Source organism: Halomonas sp. HG01 (genome assembly GCF_000968715.2).
GTDB classification, from domain to species: domain Bacteria; phylum Pseudomonadota; class Gammaproteobacteria; order Pseudomonadales; family Halomonadaceae; genus Halomonas; species Halomonas halophila.
The window spans coordinates 1,628,965-1,643,615 of record NZ_CP022134.1 but is presented as its reverse complement, the minus strand read 5'-3'; the positions used below and the strand labels follow the sequence as shown (position 1 = coordinate 1,643,615).

Genomic DNA, 14,651 nt, shown 5'->3' with positions numbered 1-14,651 from the left:
CGCAGCCGATTTAGTGGTGATTTCTTTTTATTTATCATCTTTTTCCCGCCTTCTTTAAAGCTTGTCAGACTACTTCTTCACCAGCCGCCCTACCGTATTATCCATACGATACTGAGAAATTGTGCCATCCACGATCCGTCTCACGATCTCCCTAGCCGTGTCCAGCTCGACGTCAAACCACTCGCGGGGCCGGTAGGTGCTGCCATCCCGGCTGTGCAGTTGGACGTTGACTCGCTGGAGATGGAGCATGGCGTGGACCAGACGCTCGAATCGACGTGGGTCGAGGTTGTAGCACTCAAACGACGTCACGATCTGCACGGGCGCTTCCAGGTAGGTCTGCTGACGCTCAGCTCCGGCGATGCGTCGGTCCAGCTCTTTCTCGGTGTAACCGATCTTGTAGAGGTTGCGAATGCCGCGCAGTGCCGGGTCCTTGCTCAGTGAGCGCAGGATGTAGATCAACCCGGTGCGCTTGTCATGATGCGTGATGCCCTGCATGGCATCGAAGGTGCTGTCACGCCGGAGAATTCGCCGGCCTGTCTCATCCTTGTAGAGCGCACTAGCGAGTGAACGCAGGAGTAGGTTGGACTCAGTGCCGTTGTCGAAGACGACCCGAAGACGTGGGTTGAATTTGCGTCCGGCGCCCACGCTTTCCTCCCCCACCTGATCGGCGATACACAGCATGCCGTTAAGCACGAACATGTTACCTTCGTCGATCTGCGACTCCATCTGGAACGGCACCGCCTCGGCGTCTCCTTCACGCAGTTCCTCCCGCACCAGGTCAAACAGCCCCTCGAATCGATAGAAGTCGTCGCAGTGGGTGCGTTGAGCGATCTCGTCGGGCATATCCCGCTCACTGTTCTCGGGCACATGGGTCAAGTCGAAGATCGACTCGACACTCTCGTCCCCGCCGCTCAACAGCCCAAGGGTGTCGCTATCCCAGATATCATTCAGCGATGTAACGCTATCCGGCGATACGTACGCTTGCTCTGGCGTGGGCGAAATGGCCTCCACTTCACCACTGCCGCCCCTCTGCCCCACTCTTGAGCTCGTAGCAGGCTGGTCTTGACTGGTATCCTCAGAATCTCTCGCAGAGCTCCTCAGTAGGCTGAGGGTGTCCCAGGCAGCTAACCCCTCTACCTTGGCTGGATCGCTTCTCAGAGCGGCTAATTGGACGGCTAGTGTGGCTTCGTTGAGGTCTTTCGCGTCTTCCCGTGGTTCGCGTCCATGTGCGCTTACGAAAGCCTCAATGCCCTGGAGGGTCGACACCAACCGCTGATCGGCAGTCGGTGCCGACGATTTGGGTGGTGCCACGTTCAGTAGCCCCAATTCATCGGGTGTGGCAAAGATGTCATCCAGCGTACGCCGCTTGGGCGGCTCTCGACGCGCCCGAATCATGCTGATGCTCCCTTCATCTTCTCCCGTTTCTTCTGCTGGATGTAAGCCAACGCCTCGGCGTAGCGGACCTCCATGTGGTCATCGCTGTGCACTGAGGGCGGGTGGCCCCTTTCCTTGGTGAAGGAAACGATTTTGGGCCACAGCACTACTGCCTCCTCCTCGGTCATCTGCGTGCGGTTGCCGATCACGGTGTCCTGAATGGTCTTTAGCACCGGGGCGGTCAGCGCCTTGGACAGAATCTCGTAGGCGCCCTGGAAGGGATTGATCTGGTTGATGAGATCAACGTTAAGGTGCTCGATGTTGACGAACTTCTCACCGATCTTGATGAACTGGCGGTTGCCCTTCAGCTCACCGTTATCGGCTTCACCACCGGGACTGCGCCCATCCGGGGCAGCACCGGGATCGACAGGCACGCCATTCTCATCAGTCTCATAGACCTGGCCAGGCTCATGGATCTCAGCTCCCTCGGGCAGTTCGTCCTCGCTTAATAGTCCCCCTGTAGATCGAGCCCCCATGGTGGTGAGGACGGTTTCGCGCAGCACCTCACGCTCGCTCTCATCTAGGTCGGGGTGTAACCGCTCGATGACCTTCGGTAGTTCCACTTCATTGATAACCTCAGGCTCAGTGGTCTCCGTCACCGCAGCGGCGGCCACTTCGGGCTTTTGAAGCAGTGCTGAGATGATGTCTTCCTGACCACCAGACTCCAGGATACCCATCACCTTGTCTGATACCGGTGCCTGTGTATCGTCGATGACCACAGTGCCCGGCTCAGGCTTCTCGTCTGGCCGCATGCGCGAGCGCGGCTTGAACGACACGCTGGGTGCCAACACCTGCTCCATCAGCAGCGAAACAGTGATCGCCTTGAGCAGGTTATTGACGCTGACCTTCACATCCTCATCGTCCGCATCGGGCTGAGCGATCAAATTGGTGAACTGTGCATGAGTCTTGCTCTCACTGTCGCGGGTAGCACGCCCAATAATCTGGACGATCTCTGTCATCGAGTTGCGGTAACCGATGGTCAGCACATGCTCGCAGAAGGGCCAGTCGAAGCCCTCCTTGGCCATCCCCAGGGCAATTATGACGTCGACGTCTTCAGGCTTAGTGACTTGGCGAAGGTATTCCTGCACGTCGCGGCGGATGGGGGTGTCGGTGACGAGATCAGCGACCTTTAGCTGCTTACCGCTGGGGTGACGCACGGTAACGATGCCCGTGCGGCTGTCTTGCACCTCGACATCGCCCAATGCATCGAGGATATGATCGACCTCACCATACTTGTCCTTGGTGCTTTCCCCGCTGTTGACGTTGGGGATGTGGACAATGGTCTTCTTGTCCGGATCTAATACTTCGCGGATCGCATCGAGGTAGCGTCCCTGATAGAAGTGATAGCCGATGCCCAGAGACTTCAGATGTCGGTAGCCATTTAATTGCTCATAGTAGGTGTAAGTCACCTTGTCGAAGCGGGCTTCATCGTCAGGTAGTAGGATCGGGGCGGCGTCTCCACGAAAGTAGCTGCCGGTCATAGCGACGATGTGCGCGTTGGAGCCATGCATCAGATCATCGATGAGCCCTCCTAGCCTATTGCCATCATCGGCAGAGACATGGTGGAACTCGTCGATGGCCACCAAGCAGTCCTCGAAGTCTGAGGATTTCAACTTGGCAAAGGCATAACGCAGCGTGGCATGGGTGCAGACCAGGGTCCGGTCATTGGGATCGGCCATGAAGCGGCTGAACGCATCCACCTTGCCGCTGTCGTTGCCTGCCCGGCAGAGGTCGTTGCGATCCTCGACGTGCCAGTCCCAGCCGAAGCCGTATGAGGTGAGGTCGGTGTCTTTGAACGAAGCCCCGATGGACATCTCCGGCACCGCCACGATGGCCTTACGCAGCCCTAAGTGGTTGAGTTTGTGCAGGGCCAAGAACATCAGCGCCCTGGACTTACCGGAGGCCGGAGGAGCCTTGAGCAGCAAATATTGGCTATCACGCTTCTCGTAGGCCCGCGCCTGCATCTCGCGCATCCCCAGTGCGTTGCTGCTGGAACTCTTTCCCGTGCGGGCGTATTCGACCTTGATCAGCTCTGCCATACCTTAGCCCTCCACTGCTGTAGCTTTGCGGGATTTCCTATTTTTTGTCTTCGCTGCTTTCTCAGTCTCAATCAACTCTTCATAGCGAGCCAGCAGATACTCCTGACGCTCAGCGATATCTCGGAAAGGTCGGTCGCGGTAGAGCTTCTCCACGGCACCGTCCAACGCCTGATGGGCCTCAAGCAAGTCCTCGGGCATCTTATCGGGGTCGTAGAGCTGCGCCATGGTCTTGTCGGGGTGCGCGGCACGGGCAAGGATCACCACGCGCCCGAGCTTCTCTATTTCCTGGCGCCGCCGCTCGGAAGCTTCGGGCCAAGGAAAAGTGTTATAGACAAGTTTTGCAGAATAGCGGTAGTCACTCTTCAACCTACCAGTAGCTAGCCGAAGCCATGCCATATGCATCTGTGTAGACAGCATCGAAAAGTCATATAGGGTCCCACCTACAACCATTTGGACAAGATCTGTAGTTATAACCTCACTATCAAAAAAGCCTACTGGCGCATAATCTCTTCTTTCTGAAGTTACACGAGGAACCAAAATATAACTTCCAGTGCTCGGCTGACGAATTTCACCAAAAATATGCGGGGTAGATGCTTGCCGCTTTGTCATCTCTTTTTTACTTGAAAGGCGCATATCTCTAACACGCATAACTCTCTCATGCACCAAGGGCATGCTGTGAATATCAGATTCGCTGGCCTCACCGAGCCATAAACACCACCTCTCCTTTCCCTGAAGAAACTCTTGGGATCCCAATAGCCTTCTGATCCACTTTTCGACACCAGGTTCCGCCTTCAAAAGAGCAACTCGATCTTCGCGACTCAATATAAGATTTCCACCATCTGTGGGCTGGTTCCCCTTGGTCATTATGGTGGAGCCCACGAGAGGCTGGCGTCGGCTCTGAACAACCGTGTTCCCGCCTTCGAGCAAATATGGACTAATGTTACTAACCTCTTTTGCTCGCCAATTACCATCAACTTTTTGAAACAATTTTTTTGAATCTGGCGCGGACGACATCCCGATTATTACTACGTGGACACCGGCATTCATCTGTGCGCTATTTTTCCATGAGAAGGTCTGGTAAGCGAAGCCAATCTCAACACCAAGATCAAGAATCGGCGGCCAGAGCATTGCGACTTGCTCTCCCTGGCAGATTGAGTTTGTTGAAACGAAAGCCAGCTCTCCGCCCTTTCTAATATACTGCGCCCCCTTCCATAAAAAACTAGAAACGTAGTCAAGATATCGATGCTTCTTAAATCCTTTAAACACTTCATCCATGTCGTCGTTTTGCTCAGAAGATCGATAAGAGGCACCGCGATAAGGGGGATTTCCACAAACATAAACCTCTTTTGAATCGCAAATTGGGCAAACATCTTCCCAATGGATCCAGAGGCTATTTCCTAGAACAAGATTCCCGCTATCCTTCAGCGGCAGCATTGGTTCAGCGCGGCCAAATTCTTTGGCGAACATGATATTCATTTGGTGTTCAGCCAACCAAAGAGATAGCTGAGCCACTTCATGAGCAAAATCAGCGATTTCAATTCCATAAAATTGATCAAGCCGAATTCCGCTCATAAACATTTCTTGCTGGCCAGATACTTCCTGCAACGCCCGGAATACCGCCATCTCTAACCGGCGAAGCTCTTTGTAGGAGATGATCAGAAAGTTACCCGAACCCATCGCAGGATCGAACACGCGAATCCGCGTCAGCCGCTCCAACAGTGCTTCTAGCTTCTTGCGGTTGCCCTTCGCCTTGTGTAACTCCGCATAGAGCTTGTCGAGAAATAGGGGGCGAAGCAGCTTCAAGATATTGGGCACGGAGGTGTAATGCTGGCCCATGGCATCACGGCTTTCCTCGTCCACCACTGCCTGGAACATCGAGCCGAAGATGTCCGGATTCACCGCCTCCCAGGCGAGCTGGCCGCACTCAATCATCATCCGCCGCCCTTTACCGCGGATTTCGGGTACGGGCAGGTCATCACGGAACAGACCGCCGTTGACGTAGGGGAACTGGGCGATGTGAGCGGCCAGGTCAGCTGAGCGCTCATTCTCCGTTTGGTTCATCACCCGGAATAATTGGGCAAGTAGGTCAGGCAATTCCTCCCCGTTCTCACCACTGGCATCAGTGATGACCTTCGTGAAGGCGTTCTTGGGGAAGATGCCAGTGTCTTCGGCGAAGTAGCAGAATAGCAAGCGAGTCAGGAAGACGTTGAGGGCGTGTAGCTGTTCGGGCGTGCTGAACTCGTTGACCTCCTTCAGGCGGTCGAACAGTCGACCCATCTTGGCCGCCGCCTTCAGGTCGGCGGACGCTTCCTCGAAGTGCTCGGTGCGCTCCAGACCCGCCATTGGGGCGAAGAACAGATATTGGGTGGCCAGCTCGCTGAAAACGACCTCAAGGCGTTCATCGGTCTTGGTGTCCAGTGCCGTCAGCTCACCGAAGTCCGTCACCACCAAAAAGCGGCATTTGTGCCGGGCAGGCTCTTCCTCGTCAGCTAGCATCTGAAGAGACTCATGGATGCTCTCACCCTGGCGCACTGGCATAAAGTAGAGCCAGTTCTTTAGGGCCACATGCCCCTCGTCCTTGCGGCTCGCAACGTTGCGCTGCCCGCTATTACGAACCTGGGTGATGGTGGCCTTGGGGAAGGCGTAGGCATCTAGGAAGGCGTAGATGAACTCACTGCTGTCCGCTTCAGGCCGCGTGGCGGCGGCGAGAGTATCCATGCAATAGGTTTGGTCGAAGGCCATATGGGGGGTGCTCCCTGCGTGCGGGCTCCCTAGGAAGCCCATAGATCGTTATCTTTTGTAAGCCTACTAAGCACTTAGGTAGGTGTCACTTTTTCCTTCTGAAGGATACCAAACCCCTGCGAGGCAGGTCTGTCACCCGAGCACTCAAGGGCCGCCACTGCGAACGGTTCTCGCCATTGATGAGAGCGGGGGTTAGAAACGATTGCAGCACTGTCAGCTACGTGATCATTGAGAGAGGCCTTTTCGCGAGGACGTGGCAGTCTTGCTTTTACCAAGTAGGAGACTACCTATATAGAAAGGAACACGAGGACTGAGTTGACACGAAATTTCACATAACTGATTGTTATAAATAAGAATGTACATCGTTTGGTGTGCATACATGTTAAATCGAGGCAATGGCAATGATGGAGAGGCTCTCCTGTAACCCCGCATTGCCACCGTCTTCCTCCCCGCCGCGACATGGACAGCCTGCTCCCTGCTCCTTATCATCCCGTCAGTTCGCGAGGCGTTAGCCTCTCCACTCGCCTGAGCCAAGGATGTCGTCGACATGCCGATTCGCCCCCTGCTGATTGCACCTCTCGCCGCCTTGTTATCGCTCGGTGGTTGCGGTCTGGTGCCCCAGCACGAAGCGTCGCCCCAGCCGGTCTCGCAACAGGCCTTCGCGAATCGCATGGATCGACTCGAAACCGAGCTGACCGCACGCTGTGATGCCAACCTCCAGGCCCTGGCGACGCATCGCGAGGAACAGCTCGGCCTGCGGGCCGATGTTCGCGAGGTCGGCTACCTGCTCCGAAACGTGCGCGGCGAACTCGAGTCAATACGCGACGAGAGCCGCCATGAGCCGGCGTCACGCGACTGCCCGGTGGCCGACGAGCGTCTCGACAACAAGACGCTGGTGGGTCGCAGCGAATGGATCGGCCTGCCGCAGGTCGGCACCTATCTGGAAGCCCGCATCGATTCCGGCGCCCAGACCTCGTCGCTGTCGGCCACCGAGATCACGCCGTTCGAGCGCGACGGTGAGGACTGGGTCCGCTTCAAGCTGGGGCTCAACGACGAGGACACCGTGGTCGAGAGCATGCGCGACCAGTGGATCGAGGCCCCTGTGGAGCGCCGGGTCAAGATCGTCCAGGCCAATGGCGAAGCCTCGCGCCCCGTGATTCGTCAGCTGGTGACGCTGGGCCCGCTGCGCGAGAGCGTGGAATTCACTCTCAATGATCGCACCCACCTCGACTATCCGGTGCTGCTGGGGCGGCGCTTCCTGATGGACATCACCATCGTGGACGTGGCGCGCCGCCATATCTATGCACGCCCCGAGTACGCTTCATCGTCGGCAACGGAAGCCGACGACACGACCGAGACACCCGACGCGGCACCGAGCCCCTGATTTCTGCATAGGCCGAGCGTCCCGCGCCCAAGGAAGCCGACATGTCCCGACTGCCCTTCTATCTGATCGTCGCCCTGCTGCTGGTCACCGGTATCGCCATGAGCGTTCATCGCCACGTCCAGTTCGAGGTCCCCTGGACGCCGGGCGAACAGCGCAAGGTCTGGGAGATCGAGGCCCAGGTCAACTTCCAGGCCGATGGCGGCCCCGCCAAGGTCGAGATGGCCCTGCCCTCGACCCAGCCCGGTTTCCGGGTCCTTACCGAGCACACCGCTTCTCCCGGCTACGGCCTCAACTATCTCGAGGAAGACGGCGCCCGCCGCGCCCTGTGGTCGGTGCGCGAGGCCCGTGGCAACCAGCAGCTCTACTACAGCGCCCAGGTGCTCGTCGCCGAGAACGCCAAGCCCGCCGAGGTGCCGCCTCCGCGGTCGGCGGCCAATGTGGTCTGGGAGCCTCCCTATGACACCGCGGCCCAGGAAGTCATCGACGATGCCTGGTCGCGCAGCGCCGATGCCTTCACCTTCACCCAGCAGCTGATCAGCGAGTTCAGCGACGAGCGTCGCGATGAAAACGTCCGCCTGCTGCTGACCCAGTTCGACCGCGCACCGCTGCTGCTTCGGCTGCTCCACCAGGCCGACGTCCAGGCCCGCAACGTCAGCGGCCTGCAGCTGGAGAACGGCCGTCGCCGTCAGACGCTGACCACCTGGATCCAGGTCTACGACGGTGACGAGAGCGCGCTGTTCGACCCGACCAACGGCGAGCGTGGCCGCCCGGACAACCTGCTGCTGTGGGAAAATGCCGGCCAATCGGTGCTGGAGGTCCAGGGCGGCACCAACTCGCGGATCAGCTTCTCGATGATCTCGCGCAACCAGCCCGCCGCTGCCGCCGTGCGCAGCCAGCTGGCCAAGGATGCCGACACCCTGCTCAACTTCTCGATCCACAGCCTGCCGCTCGAGGAACAGGCGCTGTTCCAGACCATCCTGCTGATTCCCATCGGCGCACTGGTGGTGGTGCTGCTGCGGGTACTGGTGGGCATCAAGACATCCGGCACCTTCATGCCGGTACTGATCGCGCTGGCCTTCATCCAGACCTCGCTGGTGACCGGGCTCGTGGGCTTCCTGCTGGTCGTGGCCGTGGGTCTGGTGATCCGCAACTACCTGTCGTACCTGAACCTGCTGCTGGTGGCCAGGGTCACGGCGGTGATCATCACGGTCATCGCCATCATCTCGCTGTTCTCGGTGGTGTCCTTCCGCATGGGCCTCAACGCTGGCCTGCAGATCACCTTCTTCCCGATGATCATCCTGTCGTGGACCATCGAGCGCATGTCCATCCTGTGGGAAGAGGAAGGTCCCAAGGAGGTACTGATCCAGGGCGGCGGCAGCATGCTCACCGCGGTGCTGGCCTACCTGGCGATGAACAATCCCTGGATTCGCCATATCACCTTCAACTTCCTCGGTGTGCAGCTGATCCTGATGGCGCTGATCCTGATGCTCGGCAACTACACCGGCTACCGGCTGCTGGAGCTGCGTCGCTTCAAGCCCGTCACGGAGGACTGAGCCCATGTGGACCTCTCCGGGCAAGCTGCGCGCCAAGGGCATCATCGGCATGAACCAGCGCAACATCCGCTACATCGGGCGCTACAACGACCGCCGGCTGTATCCGCTGGTCGATGACAAGCTCCAGACCAAGCTGCTCGCCCAGCAGTACGGCATCACCACTCCGGCGCTGATCGGTACGGTGTCGACGCAGTTTGGCGTCAAGCGCATCCACGAGATGCTGGCCACCCACGGCGGCTTCGTGATCAAGCCGGCCAAGGGCAGCGGCGGCAAGGGCATCCTGGTGATCGAGAAGCGTGACGGGGCGCACTTCGTCAAGCCCAGCGGCGCTCATCTCAGCCTCGAGGACGTCGAGCGCCACGTCTCCAACATCCTCTCCGGGCTCTACTCCCTGGGCGGATCGCCGGACGTGGCGGTGATCGAGGCGCTGATCGACTTCGATGCCTCCTTTGCCGAGTACAGCTACGAAGGCGTGCCGGACATCCGCGTGATCGTCTTCCAGGGCTACCCGGTGATGGCCATGATGCGCCTCTCGACCGCCGCCTCCGACGGCAAGGCGAACCTGCACCAGGGCGCGGTGGGCGTGGGCATCGACATCGCCAGCGGCACGGCGATTCGCGGCGTGCAGTTCGATCGCGCCCGCCACGACCACCCGGATACCGGACACGAGCTGGCCAGCCTGCGCATTCCCGACTGGAAGACGCTGCTCGAGCTGGCGGCCGGCTGCTACGAGATGACCTCGCTGGGCTATCTCGGCACCGACATGGTGATCGATCGCCAGCACGGGCCGATGCTGCTGGAACTCAACGCCCGGCCGGGTCTGGCGATCCAGATGGCCAATGGGGAGGGACTGCGCAAGCGGCTCGACCTCATCGAACGCCAGCCGGAAGGTGTCTCGCCGGAAGCTCGAGTGGCCTTCGCCCAGCACCATTTCGCCCGCGGCAGCGAGCTCGAGCGAGTGGCGCAGGAAGCTCGCGAGGCGGCCGAGGCCTGAAGCGACGCGCCCTTCTCACCCACCACGGCTGGCTCGGGCCATGCCGGGCGCGTAGAATGGCTCCCTCAATCCTCGACCGCATGGCTCGCATGACCGATACCAGCGCCCTGATACAACAGGCCGAGCGACAGTGCCGCCAGCGCGGCGTGCGCTTCACCCCGATCCGCCAGCGGGTGTTGCAGATCATCGCCGACACCCGAGGCGGACTGAAGGCTTACGAGCTGCTCGATCGCCTCGCCACCGAGCACGCCTCGGCGCGCCCGCCCACCGTGTATCGCGCCCTGGAGTTTCTGATCGACCAGGGGCTGGTGCATCGCATCGAATCGCTCAACGCCTACGTGGCCTGCCCCTGCCCGGAACACGCCCATGGCTTCCAGCTGCTGATCTGTCGCGACTGCGGGCGGGTCGAGGAGCTGCACCTCGATGACATCAACGAGCGCCTCGGCCAACGTGCCCGAGAGCTCGGTTTCGTCGTGCAGCGTCAGACCATCGAGCTGCTCGGCCGGTGCGAGGCCTGCCGGTCGGCCATTGCCACCTCCTGAGCCGGACGCCCCATGACCGACACCTTCAAGCGCCTGGAAGGCGCCTCCCTCGACAGCCGTTATCCGCTCGGCGAGATCCTCGACGCCATCCGCTTCAATGATGACGGCCTGATTCCCGCCATCGCCCAGCAGCACGACAGCGGCGAGGTGCTGATGATGGCGTGGATGAACCGCGAAGCGCTGGAAGAGACGCTGGCCACCGGTCGCGTCTGCTACTGGTCGCGCTCCAAGAGCAAGCTGTGGCGCAAGGGCGAATCCTCCGGCCAGCAGCAGCATCTGCGCAGCGCCGCCCTCGACTGCGACGGCGACACCCTGCTGATGCAGGTCGACCAGACCGGGCCGGCCTGTCACAGCGGCCGTCGCAGCTGCTTCTACGTCTCCCTCGAGGGCGAGGATGCGCGCATCACTTCGGCGCCGCTGATCGAGCCCGAGGCCCTCTACGGCAAGCGCTGAGGCCATGACCGCCCCGCTCCGCCGAGTCCGGCGCCTCGCCGGATGCCTCCTGACCTGGCCCCTGCTGGGCCTGGTCAGGGCCTACCAGCTGATCCTGAGCCCGCTGCTCGGGCCGCGCTGTCGCTACTGGCCAAGCTGCTCCCACTACACGGCCGAAGCGCTGAAGGTCCACGGCCCGCTCCAGGGCGGCTGGCTGGGCCTGCGCCGCCTCCTGCGCTGCCATCCCGGCGCCGAGGGCGGCATCGACCCGGTGCCCGGCGGCCCCAGCGAACGGCTGTGCCGGGAAGACCCCGAGCTCGACGAGCATTTCCGCTGTCGCGGTAGCGAAGAGGCATCGCCAAACGACAAGGCCGCGCGGTAGCCGCAGCACGAGGCGTATCCATGCCTGAACACAGACCGCCCGCGATGTCTCCATCGCGGGCGGTCTCGTATCGCCGGCTCGTGGGCCTGGACTCAGGCGGCCTCCTGCTCGGCGACGCGATAGATGCGCTCGAGCATGGCATTCAGGCCGTTGCTGCGCGTCGGCGAGAGATGCTTGTCGAGGCCCAGGTCCTTGAGGAAGTGCGGGCTGGTGTCGCGAATGTCCTCCGGACGGCGATCATCGTAGATGCGCATCAGCACGGCGATCAGCCCGGAGACGATGGCGGCGTCGGAGATCGCCTGGAAGCGCAGCCGCTCGCCGTCGCGCTCGTGGTGCATCCAGACGTTGGACTGGCAGCCCTGGATCTTGAGCTCGTCGCGCTTCCACTCCTCGGGGAAGGCCGGCAGCTGCTTGCCCATGTCGATGATGTACTGGTAGCGGTCCATCCAGTTGTCGAACATTTCGAACTCGTCTAAGAGTTCCTGCTGGGCCTGTTCGGCGGTCGTGGTCATGCAACACTCCTTGAAACGGTTAACGCCATTATAACGGCTGGCCCCCGTCGTTGTCCGCCCCCGGCGACAGCCCGTGACGCGACTGCTGACGATGCCATTCGGCGTCCTCGGCGTGCAGGTAACGGGCGGTGGTGTCAAGCCGCGAGTGGCGCGCCGTCTCGGCGAGATAGCGCAGTTCGACGCCGGCCTGAGCCTGGTGAGTCAGCGCGGTATGGCGCAGCCAGTGCGGGGTAGCGCGACGCAATAGCGTCACCTCGCGGGTGCTCTCGGCGCCCTGTCGCGCCGCCAGGGTATCCGCCGCCCGGGCGAAGGTCTCGCGCATCAGCCGATAGAGCCGGTTCTCGCCGAGCCCGCGCCGGCCGTCGAGCCCCCTGAGTAGCGGCATGACCTCGTCCGGCCCCGGCTCGGGCGCCAGACCGAGCGCCGTTCGCCATTCCCCGAGCAGGCGCATCATGTCCGGCGGCACCGGGATGCTCGCCGCCTTGCCACCCTTCCCCACCGTGTGCCACCACCAGCGGCCTTCGCGGCGGTGGACATCGTGCATGCGGGCCGCTGCCATCTCGCCGATCCGCGGGGCCAGCAGGTAGGCGAAGCCGAAGGCGAAGCGGCGGCGCTCATGCTCGAAGCGTGCCCGCGACGTGGCGTCCTCGCCCGGCGCCTCGTTCAGCCACCGCCATAGCCAGTCCCACAGCGGCTTCTCCAGGTAGCGCTCCACCCTGCCCTGGCGATTGTCCAGCCGGCGGCGCTTGTCGCGCATCAGCCGGAACGGGTTGTGCCCGACCCAACCCGCCTCCACCAGCCAGGCGAACAGCCCCTGCAGGATCACCAGGCACTGCCGGCGGCTGGCCGGCGACAGCGGGCCGCGAAACGGCCGCCAGCGCGGGTCGTGGCGCGGCCGGGTCGGCCCGGCCCAGCGCTCGCGGGGCTGCGGATCGGCCAGGAAGGCCTCGAAGGCGTCCAGATGATCGCGGCGCACCTCGGAAAGCGCGAGCTCCTGTTCGGCCAGCCACAGCAGCAGCCGCTCCGCTTCGCGCCGATAGGCCCGCTGAGTGTTGGGGCTGGCGCGATACTCGCCGAGCCACTGGGCCACCGCCTCGGCATCGCTGGTCGCGGCGATATGGGCGTGTCCGGCGGCCGGAGCCAGCGTCGATGTCGTCGACGGCTCGTCCCGACTCACTACATCGCCCATCGCCTCGTTCAGCGCCGCCGCCCGGGCGATCAGCGCGCCCGGCTTCTCGCTGTCTCTTTCCACGGCCGTTTACACCTCCCTCGTGACTATTGTGTCGCAGCGGGCGACCTAGCCAGGCGCCTGACCACCCTTCCCGCCAGCTTTCATCCGCATTTCGCCCTTTGAATTCAATCGTCTGCCCCACCAGGCCGCAGTATCGGCGTCACGACCAGAATAATCAAGATAAGCCGCGTAATCTTGATTGTTTGCTTCTTTTGATAATGTAAATTACGCATTACGTTTAATGTAATTATCTTTATCCCGACACCCGGGACGGGTATAGTGCGATCTGAAAGTCCCGACGGGCGGGCTCACGAGACGAGGAGAACGGCATGGCGCGCAGCGGCGTACGCTTTGAAGACGTGCAGCGAGCGATCGACGAGCTGATGGCCGCCGGGCAGGCGCCCAGCGTGCAGCGGATTCGCGAGACGCTCGGCACCGGCAGCTTCACCACCATCAGCGAGCATCTGCGCGAATGGCGAAAGCGTCGCGAGGAGAACCGCGACGTGCCGCCGCCCCGCGGCATGCCGGCACCGCTCCAGGAGCTCGCCGAGTCGCTGTGGCAGCAGGCCCAGGACGCCGCCAACGAGGCCCTGGCCCACTACCGCCGCGAGGCCGACGACAAGGTCGCCGAGGCGCAGCAGGCCGTGGCCGCCGCCGAGCGCCGCGCCGAGGACGCCGAACAGCGCGAGAACGCCCTGTCGTCCCACCTGACTCACAGTGAGGAGCGCCTCAACGAGCGGACCGCCGAGCTCAGCCGCCTGCAGGCAGAGCACGACACCCTGCAGGCCGAGACCACCCGTCAGCGCGAGGTCCGCGGCCGGCTTGAGACACGCCTGGACGAACTGCAGGACGAGCTCGAACGTCAGGCCCAGGCTCAACGTCAGGCGCAGGAAGAGCTGGAAGCCGCGCACCAGGCGCGGCTCACCCAGGAGGAGCAGCGCCACGAGGCTGCCGAGGCGAGGCTGATGGGGCTGCTCGACGAGGCCCGTCAGGAACGCCAGGCCGCCGAGAAGGCCCATGCCACGCGACACGAGCGGCTGGAGAAGCGCCTGGAGGGCGCCAAGGCGGAGCAACAGGCGCTGCAGGATGCCCTCAAGGAGGAAGAGAAGAAGCGTCGCGCCGAGGAGCAGGCGCGGCGCGATGCCGAAACCGCCCGGTCCGGCCTCGACGAGGAACGCACCCGCCTGGGCGCCCGACTGGAGGACGCCCAGGCGGCCCTCGCCAGCCGCCAGGCCCGCGTGGAAGCCCTGGAGCAGCAGCTCGAGGCGCGACTGTGGTCATCGCTGGAGAAGATGCAGGAGAGCCAGGCCCGGCTCGAGGCCGCGGCCGAAAACGCCTCGGGCCCCGACGATGCGGGGCCCGAGAACCAGGACAGCCAGGACTAGGTCACGACTTGGTCGGCGCGT

The 14,651-nt window shown here is 61.9% G+C and carries 12 protein-coding genes; 7 read left to right on the top strand and 5 right to left on the bottom strand.

All coding sequences use genetic code 11. From position 1 onward, the window contains the following. Window positions 1-69: 69 nt before the first annotated feature. The 3 genes from UN84_RS07780 to UN84_RS07770 all read right to left on the bottom strand — a co-directional run bounded on the left by UN84_RS07780 (window position 70) and on the right by UN84_RS07770 (window position 6,215). Entirely contained in the window at window positions 70-1,038 is a 969-nt protein-coding gene (locus UN84_RS07780; RefSeq protein ID WP_202020713.1) for a GIY-YIG nuclease family protein, read from the bottom strand. Between the two features lie 353 nt (window positions 1,039-1,391). Then, window positions 1,392-3,473, bottom strand: a complete 2,082-nt coding sequence (locus UN84_RS07775) for a DEAD/DEAH box helicase (RefSeq protein ID WP_046078678.1) — start codon at window positions 3,471-3,473, stop codon at window positions 1,392-1,394. Between the two features lie 3 nt (window positions 3,474-3,476). Further along, window positions 3,477-6,215, bottom strand: coding sequence for a DNA methyltransferase (locus UN84_RS07770; protein ID WP_046078677.1), 2,739 nt, complete (start codon window positions 6,213-6,215; stop codon window positions 3,477-3,479). 670 nt (window positions 6,216-6,885) lie between these two features. On the opposite strand from UN84_RS07770, the gene UN84_RS07765 reads away from it, so the two are divergent. The 6 genes from UN84_RS07765 (at window position 6,886) to yidD (ending at window position 11,502) form a co-directional block, all read left to right on the top strand. Further along, window positions 6,886-7,599, top strand: coding sequence for an ATP-dependent zinc protease family protein (locus tag UN84_RS07765; protein WP_237022383.1), 714 nt, complete (start codon window positions 6,886-6,888; stop codon window positions 7,597-7,599). Between the two features lie 41 nt (window positions 7,600-7,640). Then, a complete protein-coding gene (locus tag UN84_RS07760; protein ID WP_046078676.1) occupies window positions 7,641-9,152 on the top strand; it encodes an inactive transglutaminase family protein in 1,512 nt (503 codons plus the stop codon). A 4-nt stretch (window positions 9,153-9,156) separates the two neighbouring features. Next, window positions 9,157-10,146 (top strand): alpha-L-glutamate ligase-like protein, encoded by a 990-nt coding sequence (locus UN84_RS07755; protein ID WP_046078675.1) that lies wholly within the window; start codon window positions 9,157-9,159, stop codon window positions 10,144-10,146. Between the two features lie 89 nt (window positions 10,147-10,235). After that, window positions 10,236-10,688: a Fur family transcriptional regulator gene (locus tag UN84_RS07750; RefSeq protein WP_046078674.1), complete on the top strand. Its 453-nt coding sequence runs from the start codon at window positions 10,236-10,238 to the stop codon at window positions 10,686-10,688. 12 nt (window positions 10,689-10,700) lie between these two features. Beyond that, complete coding sequence (gene hisI, locus UN84_RS07745; protein ID WP_046078673.1) at window positions 10,701-11,141, top strand: phosphoribosyl-AMP cyclohydrolase; 441 nt, start codon at window positions 10,701-10,703, stop codon at window positions 11,139-11,141. A 4-nt stretch (window positions 11,142-11,145) separates the two neighbouring features. Continuing rightward, entirely contained in the window at window positions 11,146-11,502 is a 357-nt protein-coding gene (yidD, locus tag UN84_RS07740; RefSeq protein WP_046078672.1) for a membrane protein insertion efficiency factor YidD, read from the top strand. Window positions 11,503-11,594: 92 nt separating this feature from the next. Here the strand turns inward: yidD and UN84_RS07735 are convergent, their stop codons facing one another. Together UN84_RS07735 and UN84_RS07730 are read right to left on the bottom strand one after the other, a co-directional pair. Then, a complete protein-coding gene (locus tag UN84_RS07735) occupies window positions 11,595-12,014 on the bottom strand; it encodes a SufE family protein (protein WP_107181897.1) in 420 nt (139 codons plus the stop codon). Between the two features lie 28 nt (window positions 12,015-12,042). Continuing rightward, the gene (locus tag UN84_RS07730; RefSeq protein WP_046078669.1) at window positions 12,043-13,203 is read right to left on the bottom strand and encodes a tyrosine-type recombinase/integrase; all 1,161 of its coding nucleotides are present in this window, start codon (window positions 13,201-13,203) and stop codon (window positions 12,043-12,045) included. Window positions 13,204-13,574: 371 nt separating this feature from the next. Here UN84_RS07730 and UN84_RS07725 point away from each other — a divergent pair, with 371 nt between their 5' ends. After that, window positions 13,575-14,630 (top strand): DNA-binding protein, encoded by a 1,056-nt coding sequence (locus UN84_RS07725; RefSeq protein ID WP_046078668.1) that lies wholly within the window; start codon window positions 13,575-13,577, stop codon window positions 14,628-14,630. Window positions 14,631-14,651 lie beyond the last annotated feature (21 nt).